Origin of the sequence: Bacteroides timonensis (genome assembly GCF_000513195.1) — a bacterium.
GTDB classification, from domain to species: Bacteria; Bacteroidota; Bacteroidia; order Bacteroidales; family Bacteroidaceae; genus Bacteroides; species Bacteroides timonensis.
Window position 1 is genome coordinate 38,157 of sequence record NZ_CBVI010000141.1, and the last position, 19,856, is coordinate 58,012.

Below are 19,856 nucleotides of genomic sequence, written 5' to 3' on the forward strand. Positions count from 1 at the left end.
GAAGTATATTCGGGTAAATAATTTCCGCCCCTACAAGTTAATCATATCGTGATTAATTTGTAGGGACGAATTATTATTTTAGAAGGATTCTCTTGAGTGGTTTTTGAGATTTACAATTTCCACCCCAATGTCTTTTCCTGTATATTCCATAGCTTGGCGTATAGCCCCTTATTATCGAGCAGTTCCTGATGCTTACCTTGTTCGGCAATGCGCCCTTCCTCCAATACTATGATGTTATCTGCATTCTTGATCGTCTTCAGGCGATGGGCAATCACGATCACCGTACGTCCTGCAATCAGTGTATTGATGGCACGCTGCACTTCCACCTCATTTTCCGGATCGAGTGAAGCCGTTGCTTCATCCAGAAGCACTACGGGAGCTTCTTTCAATATAGCCCGTGCGATGGAAATGCGCTGCTTCTCTCCACCGGACAAGGTACAACCGCCTTCACCGACCTGCGTATCATATCCTTTGGGCAATCGCATGATGAAATCGTGGCAACATGCTTTGCGGGCCGCCGCTTCTATTTCTTCGTCCGCGGCGTCGGTTTTGCCGAAACGGATATTGTTGCGAATGGTATCTTGAAACAGATACACATCCTGGAATACCATTGAGATATGACTCATCAATGATTCCGGTTCCAGGGTTTTCATATCTACTCCATTAAATAAAACCTGCCCCTGTTGCGGATCGTAAAAACGTGCGCATAATTTCAGCATGGTGCTTTTCCCACTGCCCGAAGGACCTACCAGAGCGGTGAGTGTATTCTTACGCAGTGTTACCGATACATCATGCAGTACCTGTTTTTTCTGATAGCCGAATGATACGTGATAGAAAGTGATATCACCGCTTTCCGGGGCTTCTTTACTTCCTTGCATTTTCGGTTCGTTCATCAGCGTCTGGATGCGCCCTCCGGCAATGGAGAAATATCGGAATTCTGCAAAGTTGGTCAGTGCCGAAGTCAGCGGATCGAAGACGCGGGAACCGACAACGAGGAACATAACGAACGTGAGCAAGGATAAATCTCCTCCTATCAATAAGTACGTACCGCAAAGTATCATCAACGTCAGACCTGCCCGTATCAGCGTTACGGAAAGCAGTATGAACGGACCGAGCAATGCTTCCTGGCGGATACAGGCACGACGCAGTTCGGCAAAGGCATTCTTCAGACGGACAAACTTGTCGCCCAGCAGATTATATGCTTTCATTACCCGTATTCCCTGCAAGTACTCTTCCAGGCGATTGCCTGCATTGATTTTGGCGGCAATCTGTTTGCCGCTCAGTTTGTATTGCAGGTAAGTACTGCCCAGCAATATTCCCACAGCAAGCGGAAGGGCTATAAACATGGCAACGGCCATTCGCCAGTCTATCCATAGCAATCCCGCGAAAGCGAGTACAGGCATCACCAGCGCACCCATCAATTGGGGCAGATGGTGCGAAATACCGGTTTCCGCCATCGTGAAGTCCGTTATCAGCATGGACGAAAGATCACCCGGATCGCGGCGTGACAGGAACCCCAATGAGAGTTTCCGCAAATGCTCTGCCAGGCTGACACGTCCCGCGGCACTCATTTCATAGGCACCCCGGAAATTGGCGCGGTAGGAAGCCCTTTCGGCCAACGCCATGACGAGTACATACACTACAAGCAGGATAAAAATAGTCCAGAGCCGTTGAGTGTCCAGTGGCATCCCACTGCCATCGAAAGCACGGAATATCACGTTGATCGCTTCGATGGACAGGCAGAACGGGACAATATTTACCAGGTTGGCAAGCATCGTGTAGCCCACAGGTTTGCGAAGGCGTTCGGTGTGCCCTATCGTAATATTTTCTATTGCATTCATTCTTTTACCTCCTTCTTACTGTTTAGTTCCCAGTGGAACGCGTCCGTATAAGCGTCCCACATATTCTTATATAATCCTTCCGTTTTACTCAATACCTCGTGCCGCCCATGCTGCGCGAGCTTTCCTTCGTTCAGTACGATGATTTGCTGTGCCGAAATGATGGACGAGAGACGGTGTGCAATGATGATAACCGTCTTATTCTGGATCAGATGTTGCAAAGCCTGCTGCATCTTATATTCATTTTCAGGGTCGGCAAAGGCGGTGGCCTCGTCCAGCACCAGGATAGGGGCGTTCTTCAGGATGGCCCTTGCCACACAGACACGTTGCGACTCGCCACCGGAAAGGTAGACGCCCTCATCTCCGATGCGGGTTTCGTAACCTTGCGGAAGGCTTTCTATAAACTCATGGCACTGTGCGGCTTTTGCGGCAGCTATCACTTCCTCGCGTCCCGCACTGGAGTTTCCTACCCGGATATTCTCATAGAGGGTATCAAAGAAAAGAAAGCTATCCTGGAAAACAAAGGAAACAATGTCCATCAACTTTTCAGTGGGAATATCTTTGATGTCGACTCCTCCGATCCGTATTTCACCTTCCGTTACATCCCAGAAACGGGGAATCAGATTGGCAACCGTAGACTTCCCCGAACCCGAGGGGCCTACGAGTGCCGTAATTTCACCTTGGCGTGCTGTGAAGGTGATGTCGCGCAGGGCTTCGGTACGGGTGGTCTCCGCTTTATTCTCATAAGCGAAACTAACCTTGCGGAATTCGATATCATACCCGACGGGTACTTGCGGCGTTTGCGCTTCCGGTACGGGCGGCTCGGAGAAGATGCGGTCAATACGTTCCACGCCCTCGTCTATTTCCCGTGTGCCCGCCCCGAGGAACATCAGCTTATAAATAGGCGAGGCTACTCCGGGGCCCATGATAATGAAGAATAGATAGACAGCGGCTAATGCCAGGTTTTGTGGCTCATGACTCAGTAATAGCAGGCCTATCGGCAGGATAAATGTAATGAGCGAGTTCAGCAATATGGTGAAGACCACCATACCGGGTTCGTATGTATCGCATACTTTCAGTGCATATTCCTTATACGCCTCAATCTCACTATTGAAGCGGCGGAACGACCGGACGCTCTGCCCGAAGATTTTCACGACCGGCATGCCGCGTACATATTGTACGGCTGAGGCGCTCATTCGTTCCTGTGTATCAAAGTAGATTTTAGTAAACTCCTGTGCCTTTTTCCCGAAGAAGTTGGCAAACTGTAATCCTATACTCAATGCGATACAGAATAGGCAGACCGCAGCCATCCAGCCGTTCAGGGAGAAGAAGATGACGAACATCAGTGTCACCGTAGCCAATACATTCACCAGGTCGGGGATGGTATGGGCAATGAAGTTCTCTATCTTCTCTACATTCTGTTCCATAATCTTCTTGATACTTCCGGTAGACGTACCGTTCAGGTATCCCAACGACAGGCGTCCGATGTGTTCCGATAGCTTGATACGCAATCCGTACAGGATACGGAAAGCAGCTACATGCGAGGCCATCAGTGCCGCATAAAGTAGCAATAGTCCTCCAATCAGTCCGAAGAAGGCGAACCACCCCCAATATACCAGTACTCCGCTGTCCACTTTCCCTAAATCACTGGCGTGATGCAGCAATTCCTGCAATACGCGGTATACCGACCAGTAGGGAACCAGCATGCACGTAGCGCTGCCTGCCGAAAGAACTCCGGCCAGGATCAGCAAGCCTTTCCGCTCGCCTGCAATCTCAAACAGGCGGGCGATTCCTTTTTTCTTTTTCTGTTTCTCTTTCATAATTTATAATTTTGTTTAGTGTGAGTTTTCTCTTTTGGGGCAGGCATTCACTCTTTGCAGGGCTAAGGGATAAAGAGTAATAGCCTGTGCCTACTGTTAATCTGTGATGACTCCTATACTGAGTATATCATCAATACGGATGATGCCTACCATCAATACGGATGATGATATACTCAGTCATATACTCATCCTAGTTAACCTTACCTAATAGCCTTCTTCACCTCAACGCTCAATAACGAACAATATTCAGATTCATTCAAAAAAAGAGAGAGCTTATATTTTCATAAGCTCTCTCCAACCGGTTACTTCGAATGTGATGTATTCTGTGACTATCTGTTCCAAATCTTCTATCCCGACCCGGTGCATGATTAATTCCTCAAACATGGTGAACATCCATGCCGTGTGCAAGTGGATGGAAAAGTCGGTTACGTTGATATTCATTTGAGGATGTTTCTCTTTCATATCTCTGAAGTACTCTTTCACGAGTGATGTGGAGCGTTCGGTGAAGTTCTCCTTAAAGTTTTCCAGTGAAGAACCCTGTGCATGGAAAAATAGCAATACCAACAATTTGCGATGCTTTTGTATCAATGTCATGTACTCTTCTATCACATATCGTAGGTATTCTGTGGAATACATCTCCATGATATCTGCTCCATAACGACCGTGATGTTCGTGCAGCATTCTTTCGAATGCACTGATTACAGGCCGTACCACCGTACAGAAAATATCATCCTTACTTTTGAAATAGTTATAGATATTGCTCAACCCTACCTGTGCTTCTTGCGCAATTTCACGCATGGAAGCCTTTGGAAAGCCGTTTTCGAGGAATACCTTTTCGGCAGCTTTCAAAATTTCTTTTTGTATGTCATCTTTAGGGTATTGCATAAGTTTTATTTCTCGACTGCAAAGTAGGGGAGAATCCGCGTTTTCTGAAATACCCATTAATGATGGTTTTTTGTTAGATTTTTATAAAAATCACAATTATTGGGTATTGCCAAGGTCACTGAAAGCATGCAACTTTGCGCGTATAATCTAACTATAAACTACTATATGGTGAAACTAACCAATCATAAAAAGGCAATTGACAGACCTTTAAGTTGTAAGAGATGGGGAATAATAGCTATTATTATTCTTTTTGCAGGAAGCTTATCTTTTTTACTGTACTCTTACTTTTCGCATGATGCTGATAATCCTCAGTGTAACTGTTTGCTATGTATGCTTAATCATGTTCCTGAAGAGGGAGAGTACATTTATAACCGCTATTTGATATTTATTAGCTTTATCTGGATTGCTGTGATCTTTGCGGCTGTCTTTTTAGTGAATTACTGCTTTGTAAAAAAGAACAAAAAGGAATAGTGTTCATTTAAGTACCTACTTGTTATTATTTTTAATAACACAATACTCATATTTGGGTATTGCCCGCTTTTTTTACTCCCTCTACCTTTGCGCCAACAAAATTTAAGATAAAAGATGAGAAAATTAACTTGCTTATTCGCCTTAGGTTTCTTGCTTTTTAACAATGATTTACGGGCTAATGAACCTGAAAAAGTAAACTCTACAGAAGAAGTATCTGAAACTACGGCAAAGAAAGAGAGAATAAAACAGGTAACAAAAGATGACGACTACGAAAAGTTCCGTTTCGGTGGATACGGAGAAATGGTAGCAAAGTTTATGAACTACGGAACGAATCGTTTCTATGGCGGGGTCGATAACAGTGATCACCGTAATACCATTGCTATTCCTCGTTTTGTGTTGGCTTTTGACTACAAGTTTAATTCCAAGTGGATACTGGGTGCTGAAATAGAGTTTGAAGCAGGAGGCGTAGGTATCGAAACCGAACTTGAGAATTCAGAAAACGGTGAGTATGAAACAGAAATGGAAAAAGGGGGAGAAGTTGCTCTTGAGCAGTTTCACATAACCCGTCTGATACATTCGGCTTTCAATGTTCGTGCCGGTCATTTGATTGTACCTATGGGATTGACCAATGCTCACCATGAACCTATCAACTTCTTCGGAACATCCCGTCCTGAGGGTGAAACAACGATTATTCCTTCTACCTGGCATGAGACAGGATTGGAATTCTTCGGTTCTTTTGGTAAAGGATATACGCGCTTTGATTATCAGGCTATGATTGTGGCCGGCTTGAATGCTGATGGATTTGGTCGCGATAATTGGGTTGCCGGTGGTAAACAGGGACTCTTTGAACAAGACAACTTTACTTCGCCTGCTTATGTAGCACGTCTGGACTATAAAGGGGTACCGGGACTGCGTGTAGGTGCTGCTTTTTACTATTGTAATGACGTGACAGCCAATGCTGATAAGAATTATAAGTATAGCAGCGTAGGTCGCTCATCAGTGAAAATCTACTCTGCCGATGCACAGTATAAAAATAAATATGTTACCGCTCGTGGTAATATCATTTATGGTGATTTAGAGAATTCTTCCAAGATCAGCAAGGTTACTCTTTCCAATAACTCCAATTATTATCATGGTGCTATGCGTAATGTAGCTAAGAATGCCCTGTGCTATGGCTTGGAGGCTGGTCTCAACTTGAGTGCTTTCTTCTCGCAGAAGAAATGTCCGGTTATTTATCCTTATGCCCGTTATGAATACTACAACCCGCAGGAAGAGGCAGAAGGTTCTGCTACAATGGAGAAACGTTGTCAGGTAAGCAAATGGACGGCAGGAGTTAACTGGCTTGCATTGCCGAATCTGGTTGTGAAGGCCGATTATACTACCCGTCATATTGGTACGAACAAAGTATTTGGATCGACTAAATATAACAATGAAAATGAATTTGCTATCGGCATAGCTTATGTCGGTTGGTTTACCAAGAGATAGTTCAAATAGGTATTTATAATTAATTTAATGTTTAAGTAATATGAAAAAGTTTTTTTATTTGTCTGCTCTTTCATTGGGCATGATGTGTTCCATTACGGCTTGTAGTGATGATGACACTACGACTATAGACGCTAAAAATCTTGACTATACGGCAGAGAATGCAAGTAGTTGGGGAAATTACATGCGAGTAGTTGCACAATTGTTGGTGAATGATGCTACTGCTCTTTATGATGACTGGGCAGTTAAATACAATGAAGGTGGAAGCTATGCAGATTTCTTTAAGAATCAAGATGCTTTGACGAGTATTGAGCAGTTGATTGATGGCTGTGTAGACATTGCCAATGAAGTAGGTACTGCCAAAATTGGTGACCCTTACGATCTTTTCATACATAATAATGAAGAAAAGGCTTTGTATGCTGTAGAGTCATGGTATAGCTGGCATTCTCGTGAAGACTATCGTAACAATATCTATTCTATTCGTAATGCTTATTACGGAACACGTACAGGATCTATTAGCGAGTCATCTCTCTCAAAAGCAGTAGCTGCAGTAAATGCTAATCTTGATACTGAAGTGAAAAAAGCGATTGATGATGCAGCAGCAGCAATTTGGGCTATCCCGAGTCCTTTCCGCAACAATATCAATAGCCCGGAAGCAGTAAATGCTATGGAAGCTTGTGCCACTTTGGAGGGAGTACTCAAGGGAAGTTTGAAGAATTGTATCGAAAGTATTGATAAAACAGTGTTAGCTGAAGTCGTAAAAAATTATGTGGATAAAGTTGTATTACCTACATATTCTGATTTGAAGACGGGAAATCAGGCTCTTTTCGATGCTGTTGAGACATTCCGTACTTCTCCCAGCAATGTTAACTTCAAGGCTTGTGCCACAGCATGGCTTGCTGCTCGTACACCGTGGGAAACCAGTGAGGCATTCCTTTTCGGTCCGGTTGCCGACAAAGGTCTTGACCCCAATATGGATAGCTGGCCGCTTGACCAGGATGGTATCGTACAGATCCTGACGTCCGGTAACTATTCAGACTTAAACTGGGATGGTGACTATGATGAAGAAGATGATAAAATTGCCGGTGCACAAGCTTTGCGTGGTTACCACACTTTGGAATATTTGATCTTCAAAGATGGTGAAGCTCGTACCATTCAGTAAGATTTTTACTTGTTAGAAATAAGATTTTGCGGAAACAGCGGGATAATGAATATTCTGTTGTTTCCGCAACATCTGCGTTAAAAAGATAAATGTTAGTTACGTGTTTTGTAATAATAATTTAATAACGAATGAATGGCTTATTAAAATACTCATTTCCAATCTGTTTTTCGCTTCTGGCATTGTTTGCTTGCGAAAATGATGGAATTGATGTGGATGATATAGAAGTACCTGCCGGCTTTGCCCTCTCTGCCGGTACCGCTACCAACTTCCTGACTTCCTCTTATGCTTATGACAGGTCTGCTGACTGGATAACAGGAGCATACGATAAACGTTTCACCCGTGGTGACAAATTGTATGATGATATCCGCACCAGTAGTAATGGAATAGGTGGAGGACTGGGACCGGTTTATGCCGGTTATTCTTGTGGTAGCTGTCACCGAAATGCCGGACGTACGCAACCTACTTTGTGGAGCGAAGGTGGTTCCGGTAGCTCCGGCTTTTCGTCTATGTTGGTTTATATTAGTCGTAAGAATGGAGCTTTCTTTCAGGATTATGGACGTGTGCTTCATGATCAGGCTATTTATGGTGTGAAGCCCGAGGGAAAACTGAAAGTGGAATATACCTATGAGACTTTCCAATTCCCTGATGGTGAGACGTATGAACTCTGTAAACCCAATTATTCTATTTATGAATGGTATGCAGACAGCATCAAACCCGAAGACCTGTTCTGTACGGTGCGTATTCCTTTGCGCCACGTAGGTATGGGACAAATGATGGCGCTCGATCCCACTGAAATTGAAGCTTTGGCTGCTAAAAGCAATTATCCGGAATATGGTATCAGTGGTCGTTGCAACTATATCTCCGAGAGAGGAGTGAGAAGTTTAGGCTTGTCCGGTAATAAAGCACAGCATGCCGACCTGACAGTGGAACTTGGTTTCTCCAGCGATATGGGAGTTACGAACAGCCGCTATCCCGAAGAAATCTGTGAAGGACAGGCACAAGTAAATCAAGGCAGTATGATGGGACTTTCTTATGCTCAATTGGATGTATCTACGGAAGAAATGGAGAATGTAGACCTCTATATGCAGAGCCTCAGTGTTCCGGCACGCCGCAATGTGAATAATGAACAAGTGATCAAGGGTGAGCAGAATTTTTATAAGGCTAAGTGCCATCTCTGCCATGTAACCACCTTGCACACAAAACCACGTGGGTCTGTCCTGTTGAACGGAACTCGTCTTCCTTGGCTGGGTAGTCAGACAATTCATCCATATTCGGACTTCCTGCTTCATGACATGGGCTCTGAAATTATGGGCGTAGGACTGAATGATAACTATGTAAGCGGTTTGGCCCGTGGTAACGAATGGCGTACGACTCCGCTTTGGGGTATCGGATTGCAGGAAACTGTGAATGGTCATACTTACTTCCTGCACGATGGACGCGCCCGCAACTATGTTGAGGCTATCATGTGGCACGGTGGTGAAGGTGAAGCATCGAAGAATCTCTTCAAAAAGATGAGTAAAGAAGATCGTGATGCTTTGATCACATTCCTGAAATCATTATAAAACAAATAACGAACAATAAAACCAATAAGTATTATACAAGCAATTATGAAGAAATTAATTTTAATGGTTGTAATGGCTGCCCTTTCGTTGGCTGTTATGGCACAGCATGAAGAAGATACAGAAAATGGTGTAGTGTCACTTGCCGGAAGAGAGGGATTTACGATAGAAACCAAGAAGGGAGACTTTGTATTCAAGCCCTATCTGTTGGTACAGACTTGTGCAAATTTCAATTGGTATGATGATGAAGGTCTGGATAAGGCATACAATCAGGATAATGTAGCTAATTCCGGTTTTTCAATTCCCTATGCTGTATTGGGCTTCACCGGTAAAGCTTTTGGTAAAGTAGCCTTTAATCTTTCTATCAATGCGGCTGCCAGTGGGGGAGCATTGCTTCAACAAGCATGGTTCGATGTACAACTTAAAAAACAGTTTGCCGTGCGTGTCGGTAAATTCAAAACACCTTTCTCGCATGCTTATCTGACGACGTTGGGTGAAACATTGTTGCCGCAGTTGCCAGTATCATTGACTTCTGCTGTCATTCTGCCTTATTCCTTGAATGCGGTAACGCCTAACATCGGTACCGGTTTTGACCTCGGTGTTGAAATTCACGGATTGGTAGCTGATAAATTTGGCTATGAAGTAGGTTTATTTAATGGCACCGGTTCTTCTGTAAATACAGCTACAAAAACTCTGAGTGATGATTGGCATATCCCTTCTTTACTGTATGCGGGACGCTTTACTTATATGCCTAAAGGTGTGATGCCGTCCACTCAAGGTAATCCCAACCGTTTGAATGAAGATAAGATTATGTTCGGTGTATCGGCTTCAATCAATGTGGAAAGTGAGAATGAAAGTACCAATGATACCCGTGTGGGAGTGGAATTTGCCATGTTAAAAAACAAACTGTATTTGGGTGCCGAAGCATATTATATGAATGTGGGCTTCACGAAACGCCAGAAAATTAATGAAAGCTACAATTACTTGGGTGGTTATGTACAGGGCGGTTACTTTGTTGCTCCCCGTTTGCAGGCTGCCTTGCGTTATGACTTCTTTAACCGTAACGGTACCGGCGATGACGGATTTTTGAATATGCCGGCTGTGGGTATGAATTATTTCTTTAAGGGTTGTAACCTGAAACTCCAGGCTATGTACCAGTATATTGCCCGTACGGGTCACGATACACAGCTCGACCGCGATAATGATAATTTAGGTCTGGCCACTCATTCTGCAACAGTAATGCTGCAATATACTTTCTAAAAAAAAGAGAGTAGTTATGAAGAAATGTATATTATTCTTTGCTGCTATCTGGATGACAGTCTGCTTCTGTTCATGTGATGATGGAAGAATCTATGAGAAGGAGATAGAGGTGCAGCGTGGCGGCCGCGTCCTAAAGTTGACAGGTCGTTTCAGTGGTATCAGCAATTGGACGGATGATTATAGTGTCGTTGTGGCAGGCTTCAATGATAAAAGTGAATACGCTGTTATAACGAAATCACTGCCAGTCAATGTAGCCGACGGAACAGATATCGTTATGACACTGGGAGGTATCAGTGATGATGTGAAATCACTCAAATTGTGTGTTATCAGTCGTTTGCGCGAATGCATTGTTGAATTTAAGACGATGGAAGATGAAGAACTCACAGCTATCACAGATACCATATTAATGGATGTGGGAACACTGGACGTGGGTATGTTCAGTTCTATCCAGTCACAGGTTTTCAATAAAAGATGTGTAGCGTGCCATGGGCAGACTGGTTCTGCATCGGGTAATTTATTTCTGACGGAGGGTAAGAGCTATAATGCGTTGGTCAACCAGCCGGCGCATAAGAATAGTGATATACTATTGGTGAAACCCGGCAGTGCAGAAGAGAGTTTTCTACATCTGGTCTTGAACAGGGCTGGTGATACGAGTATGAACCATACCGATATGCTGTCAGAAGATGAGCAACCCTTATTGGAACTAATAGATAATTGGATAAACGAAGGTATTTTTTTGAATAACGAGTAAACGATATTGGAAATGAACAACAAAAAACAACAAACCAACCAATCAGAGAATACATTAACCGAGATTTTTAAATATGAAGTAAAAGAAGGCGTTTCAGAGTTTCATGTAATGATTCACTCTACCCGGCCGGAAGACACTTATGAAGAACAATTAAATGCAGTAGCCAATGCTTACAACGATTTGCTTGCAGGTGAATTGAAAGGTGCCATGGCTGTGTTTAAACGTTATTTCCTGAGTGATACCGCCAATCAGGCTGACCTCCTGCTGGCTATCACTACCGAAAGTTCCGACTGTGCTCTTTCCGTGGTAGAGCAACCCCCTTTGGATGGGACGAAAATAGCTTTGTGGGCTTATTTACAGACCAATGTGCAGACACAAGTGTTGCACAACGGACTGTTTGAAGTAAAGCACAATGCGTACCGCCACCTGTGGGGAGGCAGTGTTTTCAATCGTGCTGCAAATTCTGAATACCAGACCCGTTTGTTGCTGAATGACTACGTGATGCAGCTTATGGAACAAGGATGTAAATTGGCGGATAACTGTATCCGTACCTGGTTCTTCGTACAGAATGTGGATGTGAATTATGCCGGTGTGGTAAAGGCACGTAATGAGGTGTTTGTTACTCAGAATCTGACTGAAAAGACACACTATATTGCCAGTACAGGTATCGGCGGACGTCATGCTGATCCTAAAGTATTGGTGCAAATGGATACCTATGCTGTGGCAGGCTTAAAGCCGGAACAGATACACTTCCTTTATGCCCCTACGCATCTGAATCCTACTTATGAGTATGGTGTCAGTTTTGAACGCGGAACGTATGTCGATTACGGTGACCGGCGTCAAGTGTTTATTTCAGGTACGGCAAGTATCAACAATAAAGGGGAAGTGGTATACCCCGGTGACATCCGCAGGCAGACGGAACGGATGTGGGAAAATGTAGAAGCCTTGCTGAAAGAGGCGGAGTGCACATTTGATGATTTGGGACATATGATTGTTTACCTGCGTGACATTGCAGACTATGCAGTTGTGAAGAATATGTATGACAAGCGTTTCCCGGATACTCCTAAAGTATTTGTACATGCGCCTGTATGTCGTCCCGGATGGTTGATCGAAATGGAATGTATGGGAGTTAAGGCTTTGAAGAATAAGGAATATGCACCTTTTTAATTTGAAGAAAAGTCTCGTCTTTTTATATATCTGTCTGGTGGCTTTGCTCGCTGTGGTGACCTTTGTGGAGCATGTACACGGAACAGAGTTTGTAGAAAAGTATGTTTATCATACAGTTTGGTTTTGTTGTTTGTGGGGAGTACTTGCCGCATTGGCAGTTGCCGTGTTGGTTAAGCGGCAGTTGTGGCGGCATCTCCCGACATTGTTGTTGCATGGCTCCTTCCTCGTTATCTTGGTGGGAGCCATGATTACATTTTCATGCAGCAAAAAAGGATATATGCATCTCACTGTAGGCACTGAGGTGGGAACTTTCATAGACCAAGACAGTAAGCGGGTAATCGAATTACCATTCACATTGTGTCTGGACAGTTTCCGGGTGGAATATTATCCGGGGACGGAAGCTCCGGCAGATTATGTCAGCTATATCCGTGGTGCGGAACCTGTTTCCATGAATCGTATCCTCTCTCGTCAGGGGTATCGCTTTTACCAGTCTTCTTTTGATGACGATAAGGAGGGGAGCTGGTTGTCGGTGAATTATGATCCGTGGGGAATAGGGATTACGTATGTAGGATATATTTTGCTGGTTATTTCCATGTTGTGGATGCTTGCCAGTCATAGTGGGGAATTCCGTAGATTACTCAGGCATCCGTTCTTTCGAAAAGGGGGAATGTTTGTGTGGTTGCTCATGGCTACGGGAACGGTGGTGCAAGCAGAAAACAGAAGCCTTCCGGCACTTGCACTCAGACAGGCGGATAGTCTGGCATCCAAACAAGTGATTTATCATGATCGCGTAGTACCTTTTAATACCCTTGCACGAGACTTTGTATTGAAACTGACTGGGAAATCTTCTTATGGTGGCATGACACCCGAACAGGTTGTCGGAGGTTGGTTACTCCGTCCGGAGGTTTGGCAGAATGAACCGATGATTTATATAAAGAGTGCGGAACTTCGTCATTTACTCCGATTACCTTCTTCCTATGTTCGTCTTACTGATTTGTTTGATGGGCAAAACTATCGCTTGCAGAAATTTTGGAAAGGAGGACAAAAGCCACACCTGAAAATGACTTCGTTGGAAAAGGCTATCATGGAAACAGACGAAAAGGTAGGATTGATACTGATGCTACGGAGTGGAACACTTATCCGTCCTTTACCGGAAGATGGGAGTATAAAACCACTGTCTGACGTAAAGGTGCAGGCTGAAATATTGTACAATCGCATTCCATTCAGCAAACTGTTGTTCATGTTCAATCTGACTGTAGGGATGCTGGCATTTTTCTATTTACTTTATTGCAGCATGCATCGTTCGGCAGGTAAGGCATGGAGCGTTTTTACAGTTGCACTTTATGCGGCATTTCTTTTTCAACTCTTTGGCTACTGTTTGCGGTGGTATATTGGCGGACGTATTCCGTTGAGTAATGGATATGAAACCATGCAGTTTATGGCACTGTGTACACTTCTGCTTGCATGCATATTCCGGCGTCGCTTCTCTTTTACGTTGCCTTTTGGATTGCTCATTTCGGGTTTTGCCTTGTTGGTAGCTTATCTTGGGCAGAACAATCCTCAGATCACTCCTCTGATGCCTGTGTTGCTATCTCCTTGGTTAAGTATCCATGTTTCTCTGATTATGGTATCTTATGCATTGTTTGCCTTTATGATGCTAAATGGATTACTGGCATTCTGCATAGGAGGCTGGCGAAGAAAGGCAATCGATTCGGAGATTCAGGAACAGCGTAAGGTTCGTGTGGAGCAATTGATGCTTTTCAGTCGGTTGATGCTTTATCCGGCAGTATTTTGTCTGGGGGCGGGGATTTTTATTGGTGCCGTGTGGGCGAATGTTTCATGGGGGCGTTATTGGGCCTGGGATCCGAAAGAAGTCTGGGCTTTAATTACCTTTTTAATCTATGGTGCGGCATTCCACGGACAATCGCTTGCCGTATTCCGGCAACCCCGGTTTTTCCATGTTTATATGGTGTTGGCTTTCCTTACGGTACTGATGACTTATTTCGGAGTAAATTATCTACTGGGCGGTATGCATAGCTATGCCTGATGTGTCTTTCTATTTCCGGATAATATAATAAAAATGCCTGCGGATTCCGCAGGCATTTTCTACAAAAACAACTAACTAAACACATGCAAAGTTAATCAAGCGCACCGGACTTTTCTTTCACAGTACCGTTCGCATTGCGCACATATATCATAACCTAACATTGCCCCGAGTATGAAATCTTCTTTTTCAATTCTACCGGGTTAATGTCAGATATTATCATAAGGCTATGGAATAAGAGAAAATTATGCCAAGTGATTTTTTATGTCGTTCACCCAAGCGTCGATACGTTCTTCCGTCTTATCACTTTCGTTGATGTCATCAAGAGCGAGTCCGACAAACATACCGTCGATGGCGGCAATAGAGGAGGAGAAAGAATAATCTTTTGCAGACACCTTACCAACGATGGTGCAACCGGAATCCTTGATATCTTCGTATATGATACCCATACCATCGCAGAATGTATCACAATAAGACTCAGCATCACCACAACCGAACAGGGCAATTGTTTTTTCTTTCAGGTCTGATTCTTTCAACACTTTAACGCCATCATACCAGTCATCCTGCAATTCACCGTCACCCCAGGTGGAAGTTCCTAAAAGAAGAGCTTCATATTCCTTTACCATGTCGGCGTTCATTTTGCTGACATCGATTACATCGGATGCGGGGACACCAAGTTTAGAAGCGATTGTTTCGGCAACGCCTTGTGTTGTTCCGGTTGAGGAACCATAAAATATTCCTATTTTCTTCATACTATAAAATGGTTTAATTTGTACGGTTGCAAAGTAACGGCATCAGAGGGGGTTATGAAATACCCACAAATAATGAAATGTTTCTTTGTACCTAACCACTTATAGGTATGACTGAAAACAAATGATAATCCATTAAGAAATATAGAAGTTTTATCTATCTTTGCTGATGGATACTAAAAATAAATCGATTATGAACACTTTAGAATTGGAAGCTTATAAAGCGGCATTAGCCAGAGAAGTGTTGAACATCAATAACCAAGAGGTGCTCGATACTATAAAAGATATTATACAGAGAAGTGGAAATCTAACCAATGCTCCTTATCAGATAGGTGTCAAAGAGGCCCGAAAACAGTTGCAGGACTCCGAAAAGCGCTTTGATGAAGGGGAATACGTGAGTGAAGAGGAAATGGAAGAGTTTTATAATGCACTGCAATAATGAAAATGCAATACGACATTGAAGCACGACACCAAATCGGTGAGATTTTCAAATATGGAAAAGTGAAATTTGGTACTCAGACTGCTTTGAAATATAAAGAGAAACTTAGAGAAAAAATAAATATTTTAAAACAGAATCCCTTAATCGGCAATATTGAGTGGATGCTGACTGATGAAGAGCATGAATACAGATTTCTTTTAGTGAAACCTTACAAGATAATATACTCCGTAAAGGGAGATATTATAAGAATTCATCTTTTCTGGCATATTCACCGTAATCCTGATATTTTAAAAGATTATCCGATAGGAGTCTGTGAAGAAGCACCTCCTTATGGAAATATATAATTATTTACGGTTTTTCTTCAGATCAGGCAAAAACCAGGTAACCAATCCGAGTAACGGCATATAAGCGCAGACATTATAAACAGCTTCGATGCCGAACTTATCTGCCATATTTCCCAATACAGCCGAGGCAATACCTGCCACTCCGAAAGCAAATCCGAAGAATAGTCCGGAGATCAGTCCCAGTTTACTGGGTAATAACTCCTGCGCATATAACAGGATGGCGGGGAAAGCAGATGAAAGAACCAGGCCGACACAGAAACTCATAATAATTGTGGCAAGCAAGCCAACATGAGGCATCAGCATACTGAAAGGTGCAGCACCGAGGATGGAACCCCAGATGACATACTTTCTTCCGATACGATCTCCGATAGGACCACCCATCAGTGTACCGATGGCTGTAGCCACAAGAAACACAAAGAGGTAAAGCTGGGAGTCCTGCACACTTACTCCGAATTTATCAATCAGATAGAAAGTATAATAGCTGCTTAAGCTTGCCATATAAATATATTTGGAGAAGATAAGTATCAGCAGGATAGAAATGGAAAGAACCGTTTTCCCCATAGGCAAAGGCATCTGCATATGAGGTTGCAGGGCAATATGATCACGTTTCATCCGGGTAATGTATCCTTTGTACCATTTGCCGACAGGTATCATTACCATGATTGCTATCACTGATAAAATTGCGAATAATGCGATGTTGTGCCTACCATAAGGTGCTACAATTAAAGCTACCAGTAACGGACCCAATGATCCTCCTAGGTTTCCACCCACCTGAAACAGGGATTGTGCCAATCCTCTTCTGCCTCCGGAGGCGAGCGAAGTGATGCGGGATGCTTCCGGATGAAGTACGGAAGAACCTATACCTATGATGAACACTGAGAACAATACCCAATAAAGATTCGTGGAAAAGGCCAGATTCAACAATCCGGCCATAGTGAACAACATCCCCATCGGTAGTGTCCAGGCAAACGGGCGCTTATCAAAAAATAATCCGAATACGGGTTGGAATACCGATGCGGACATCTGATAAACCAGCGTAATCAATCCGATTTGTGCAAAACTCAATGTCAAGTCCTCTTTGAAAAGCGGATATGTGGCGGTTATGACGGATTGCAATAAGTCGTTCAGACAATGGGAAATACTTAATGCGATCAATATCGGATAAGCTATCGAGCTTACCGGGCGTTGTGTATTCTGTTGCATGATGGTTGCGTCTCTAATGTAAATAGGGCGCAAAGGTACAAAATAAAATGATTAATACGGATGAGTAAACCAAAAGCATGAACCTTCTCCTTCAGTTGATTCCACTCCGATTTTTCCTCCCATCTGAGATACTAAACTTTTGCAGATGGAAAGTCCGAGACCGGTGCCCTGTACAAAAGTATTAAGTTTCACAAACCGTTCGAATATGCTATCAATTTTCTCTTTGGGAATCCCGACACCTGTATCACGTACATAGAATTTTATTTCGTGGGGTGCCGTCTGTTCATATCCTAAAGCGATAGTGCCTTGTTTCGTAAACTTCAATGCATTGTTTATGAAATTGGTTATGACCTGCATGAATCGGTTCTTGTCTGTATAAATATGACAATCGGGCATATACTTCTCGAAGACCAGATCCACAGTTTCCGGCACTTTCATCTCCATCGATTTGATGATTTTCATGCAGCTTTCGTTTACATCCAGGTCGGAACGTACGAAGTCGAATGTTCCGGATTCTATCTTCGAAAGATCGAGAATATCAGAAACCAGTTGCAGAAGCAATTCATTATTTGTTTCTACTATTTTGATATATTCCTGGCGTTCTTCCCTGTCGTCTGTTTCTGCCAGCAGACTGGAAAAACCAACGATAGAATTGAGCGGAGTACGTATTTCATGGCTCATATTGGCAAGGAAAGCAGATTTCAAGCGGTCCAGTTCTTCGGCTTTGTCACGGGCAATGATCAGCTTCTGTTCTGTCTCTTTCAAGGGAGTGATATCATAGTTGATACACAGCATTTCAATAACTCCGTCCTGAGGACGATAATTCTTAACCATTACGTTTATACTGGTCCACGAATATTTTCCGTTACCTCTATCGATGCGTACCTCTTTACTTAAACTTGTGGCTTTCCCTTCTTTAACCTGACCAACAAAGTGTTTCAGGACAGCGCAATCTTCCGGGTGAACATGAGAATACACTCCGATAACCTGAGGCATGGGAGTGTTTTCCTTTTCACCTAAATTCCTATACCATGTATCCTGGGCATACCCGTCTCTTGTCATTACATTAAAATGAGCAAAACCCACTTTGGCATAGTCGCCTATTAAGAGGAACAGATGCTCAAACTCTTGTATTTTGGTGTATGCACTGGTGGTTTCTGTTGTATCTATATTGATAAACAGGTAATTGCTGAATTGATTCTGCGAATCGTAAAGCAGAGCCACTTTGGTTTGAAGATTGATAACATCTTTTCTTCGACTTGTAACATATCGGTCGATCTTCGAGAAATCATAATTGATCGAGAAGTCCACATTTTCTCTGGCACGCAATTTCTCTTTCACGTCTTCGGGGATATTGGGATTTTCAAACAGTGATACTCCCAATGCTTCCTTCATATCCGCCAAGCCGAATATTTCAAGTTCTTTATCATTCATATCTGCCAGATACCCGTCTTTGTCGTAAAGCTCGATACCTACCGGCAGATTTTTATAAATATTGCGAAGAATCTTTTCACTATGATCCAATGCGCGGCGATCCTCTTTAGCCTGAAGTTCCGCTTTACGTAATTGGAGGCAAATGCTGATGATGTTTCCTAAAGAAGAAAACCATTGATGGTCGATGTTACTCCAGCTGCGGTGTGTTCTGACCATATCGATGCCCATATATCCCCATACCTTATCTTTCGATAGGAGAGGAACCGCCATTACCGATTTAATGTCTTGCACCTCCAGAGTATCACGGTAAACTTTTGCTTCGGGAGGCATATCATCCAATGTATTCAGAATGATTGACCTCTTTTCTGAGATTTGGCGATCCCACCAGAGAGAATCATCCCAAGGTACATTTTGTAAGAAATCCAGTTCCTGGGATATTCCTTCGGCTGTTGCTTCGTAAATGCAACTTTGTACTTCATGTTCCCGGTCTATTTCGAATATATAGATACGGTCTCCTTTGGTTTGTTTGAGGAGATCTGCCAATATTTTATTGATGATCTGTGTAATATCATCCGATTGCAGAAAAGCGAGCAATGAATAAGAAAGGCTGTTTTGTTGATAAAGCAGGCTGTTTACCTGGAGAGAGTCTGCACTTTCACTCGTTTCTCCGGCCTGCTTGTCTATGCATTGCAGATATCCTATCATATTTTTGTAACCCTCTTCATCCGGTTGTTTGAAGCTGATTTTAGAATATACCCATATATCCCCATCTTTTGCCCGGATGGGGAACATCTGCTCATAGGTTTCTATGTTTGTGAGCGAAAAGTATTCATTCCTGAGTCGCCTCCGATGATCCTCCCGTATTCTTTCGTGAAAATCTTCGAAACTGATCCGGTCGCTTTCGAGTCCGAGTAAGTCAATTATAAAGTCTGAACAAATATATTGGCGATTCTTCAGATCCGATTCCCACCAACCCATTTTAGCCATTTGCGCAATCTGGCGATATTTCTCACAGTCAATATTGGGCTTCTCTTTCATATATCTTTTTGCTCCTGTTTTCTATTCTTTATTATAATCTCAGTGGGCAAATATAGAGATAACTTTTATATTTTGAGGAATTTGTTGTCAGAAGAATGTTATTGCTTGCAGTATGGATATTAATGAAAGTCCTTTTGAAACCATTGAAGGAGGAAGGATGATGAGTACAAAATAGGCCGTTTACCACGGGCGGCGGCTCCGGCTCCGGTT

Annotated in this window: 16 protein-coding genes and 1 pseudogene; 10 read left to right on the top strand and 7 right to left on the bottom strand. The window is 43.2% G+C overall.

The window, feature by feature from the left end:
* Positions 1-110: 110 nt before the first annotated feature.
* From BN161_RS24545 to BN161_RS24555, 3 genes are all read right to left on the bottom strand, one after another.
* The gene (locus BN161_RS24545) at positions 111-1,841 is read right to left on the bottom strand and encodes an ABC transporter ATP-binding protein (protein ID WP_044271283.1); all 1,731 of its coding nucleotides are present in this window, start codon (positions 1,839-1,841) and stop codon (positions 111-113) included.
* On the bottom strand, positions 1,838-3,658 hold the full coding sequence (locus BN161_RS24550; RefSeq protein ID WP_044271285.1) for an ABC transporter ATP-binding protein: 1,821 nt from the start codon (positions 3,656-3,658) through the stop codon (positions 1,838-1,840). The genes BN161_RS24545 and BN161_RS24550 overlap by 4 nt, the downstream gene beginning before the upstream one ends.
* 273 nt (positions 3,659-3,931) lie before the next feature.
* On the bottom strand, positions 3,932-4,543 hold the full coding sequence (locus BN161_RS24555) for a TetR/AcrR family transcriptional regulator (protein ID WP_044155328.1): 612 nt from the start codon (positions 4,541-4,543) through the stop codon (positions 3,932-3,934).
* Between the two features lie 99 nt (positions 4,544-4,642).
* Between BN161_RS24555 and BN161_RS24560 the strand changes: the two genes are divergently transcribed.
* From BN161_RS24560 to ccsA, 8 genes are all read left to right on the top strand, one after another.
* On the top strand, positions 4,643-5,014 hold the full coding sequence (locus BN161_RS24560; protein WP_394332315.1) for a hypothetical protein: 372 nt from the start codon (positions 4,643-4,645) through the stop codon (positions 5,012-5,014).
* 114 nt (positions 5,015-5,128) lie between these two features.
* Complete coding sequence (locus tag BN161_RS24565) at positions 5,129-6,499, top strand: hypothetical protein (RefSeq protein ID WP_044271287.1); 1,371 nt, start codon at positions 5,129-5,131, stop codon at positions 6,497-6,499.
* A gap of 40 nt (positions 6,500-6,539) precedes the next feature.
* Entirely contained in the window at positions 6,540-7,658 is a 1,119-nt protein-coding gene (locus BN161_RS24570) for an imelysin family protein (protein WP_044271289.1), read from the top strand.
* A gap of 128 nt (positions 7,659-7,786) precedes the next feature.
* Entirely contained in the window at positions 7,787-9,220 is a 1,434-nt protein-coding gene (locus BN161_RS24575; protein ID WP_044271291.1) for a di-heme oxidoredictase family protein, read from the top strand.
* Positions 9,221-9,265: 45 nt separating this feature from the next.
* Positions 9,266-10,477, top strand: a complete 1,212-nt coding sequence (locus tag BN161_RS24580; protein ID WP_044271294.1) for a porin — start codon at positions 9,266-9,268, stop codon at positions 10,475-10,477.
* Between the two features lie 16 nt (positions 10,478-10,493).
* On the top strand, positions 10,494-11,228 hold the full coding sequence (locus BN161_RS24585) for a hypothetical protein (protein ID WP_044271296.1): 735 nt from the start codon (positions 10,494-10,496) through the stop codon (positions 11,226-11,228).
* A gap of 12 nt (positions 11,229-11,240) precedes the next feature.
* Positions 11,241-12,395, top strand: a complete 1,155-nt coding sequence (locus BN161_RS24590; protein ID WP_044271297.1) for a Rid family hydrolase — start codon at positions 11,241-11,243, stop codon at positions 12,393-12,395.
* Positions 12,382-14,442 (top strand): cytochrome c biogenesis protein CcsA, encoded by a 2,061-nt coding sequence (ccsA, locus tag BN161_RS24595; protein WP_044271298.1) that lies wholly within the window; start codon positions 12,382-12,384, stop codon positions 14,440-14,442. Before BN161_RS24590 ends, ccsA begins: the two co-directional genes overlap by 14 nt.
* 95 nt (positions 14,443-14,537) lie before the next feature.
* On the opposite strand, the pseudogene BN161_RS29600 reads toward ccsA, so the two are convergent.
* Together BN161_RS29600 and fldA are read right to left on the bottom strand one after the other, a co-directional pair.
* Positions 14,538-14,627 (bottom strand): annotated as a pseudogene (locus tag BN161_RS29600) (DUF2023 family protein); the annotation flags it as partial.
* 57 nt (positions 14,628-14,684) lie between these two features.
* A complete protein-coding gene (gene fldA, locus BN161_RS24600) occupies positions 14,685-15,191 on the bottom strand; it encodes a flavodoxin FldA (RefSeq protein ID WP_044271300.1) in 507 nt (168 codons plus the stop codon).
* Positions 15,192-15,381: 190 nt separating this feature from the next.
* On the opposite strand from fldA, the gene BN161_RS24605 reads away from it, so the two are divergent.
* Both BN161_RS24605 and BN161_RS24610 read left to right on the top strand, forming a co-directional pair.
* Entirely contained in the window at positions 15,382-15,627 is a 246-nt protein-coding gene (locus tag BN161_RS24605) for a hypothetical protein (protein WP_022210577.1), read from the top strand.
* Between the two features lie 5 nt (positions 15,628-15,632).
* On the top strand, positions 15,633-15,971 hold the full coding sequence (locus tag BN161_RS24610; protein WP_244436618.1) for a type II toxin-antitoxin system RelE/ParE family toxin: 339 nt from the start codon (positions 15,633-15,635) through the stop codon (positions 15,969-15,971).
* On the opposite strand, the gene BN161_RS24615 is transcribed toward BN161_RS24610, so the two are convergent.
* Entirely contained in the window at positions 15,972-17,174 is a 1,203-nt protein-coding gene (locus tag BN161_RS24615; protein ID WP_044271302.1) for an MFS transporter, read from the bottom strand. It lies immediately after the preceding gene.
* 51 nt (positions 17,175-17,225) lie between these two features.
* Complete coding sequence (locus BN161_RS24620) at positions 17,226-19,646, bottom strand: sensor histidine kinase (RefSeq protein ID WP_044271303.1); 2,421 nt, start codon at positions 19,644-19,646, stop codon at positions 17,226-17,228.
* Between the last annotated feature and the right edge of the window lie 210 nt (positions 19,647-19,856).

What these genes read in the sequence shown, in the direction of transcription:
- BN161_RS24605 (WP_022210577.1), top strand. Translation starts at nt 15,382, where the DNA reads ATGAACACTTTAGAATTGGAAGCTTATAAAGCGGCATTAGCCAGAGAA.
- BN161_RS24545 (WP_044271283.1), bottom strand. Translation starts at nt 1,841, where the DNA reads ATGAATGCAATAGAAAATATTACGATAGGGCACACCGAACGCCTTCGC.
- fldA (WP_044271300.1), bottom strand. Translation starts at nt 15,191, where the DNA reads ATGAAGAAAATAGGAATATTTTATGGTTCCTCAACCGGAACAACACAA.
- BN161_RS24550 (WP_044271285.1), bottom strand. Translation starts at nt 3,658, where the DNA reads ATGAAAGAGAAACAGAAAAAGAAAAAAGGAATCGCCCGCCTGTTTGAG.
- BN161_RS24575 (WP_044271291.1), top strand. Translation starts at nt 7,787, where the DNA reads ATGAATGGCTTATTAAAATACTCATTTCCAATCTGTTTTTCGCTTCTG.
- BN161_RS24570 (WP_044271289.1), top strand. Translation starts at nt 6,540, where the DNA reads ATGAAAAAGTTTTTTTATTTGTCTGCTCTTTCATTGGGCATGATGTGT.
- BN161_RS24610 (WP_244436618.1), top strand. Translation starts at nt 15,633, where the DNA reads ATGCAATACGACATTGAAGCACGACACCAAATCGGTGAGATTTTCAAA.
- BN161_RS24580 (WP_044271294.1), top strand. Translation starts at nt 9,266, where the DNA reads ATGAAGAAATTAATTTTAATGGTTGTAATGGCTGCCCTTTCGTTGGCT.
- BN161_RS24555 (WP_044155328.1), bottom strand. Translation starts at nt 4,543, where the DNA reads ATGCAATACCCTAAAGATGACATACAAAAAGAAATTTTGAAAGCTGCC.
- BN161_RS24615 (WP_044271302.1), bottom strand. Translation starts at nt 17,174, where the DNA reads ATGCAACAGAATACACAACGCCCGGTAAGCTCGATAGCTTATCCGATA.
- BN161_RS24620 (WP_044271303.1), bottom strand. Translation starts at nt 19,646, where the DNA reads ATGAAAGAGAAGCCCAATATTGACTGTGAGAAATATCGCCAGATTGCG.
- ccsA (WP_044271298.1), top strand. Translation starts at nt 12,382, where the DNA reads ATGCACCTTTTTAATTTGAAGAAAAGTCTCGTCTTTTTATATATCTGT.
- BN161_RS24590 (WP_044271297.1), top strand. Translation starts at nt 11,241, where the DNA reads ATGAACAACAAAAAACAACAAACCAACCAATCAGAGAATACATTAACC.
- BN161_RS24565 (WP_044271287.1), top strand. Translation starts at nt 5,129, where the DNA reads ATGAGAAAATTAACTTGCTTATTCGCCTTAGGTTTCTTGCTTTTTAAC.
- BN161_RS24585 (WP_044271296.1), top strand. Translation starts at nt 10,494, where the DNA reads ATGAAGAAATGTATATTATTCTTTGCTGCTATCTGGATGACAGTCTGC.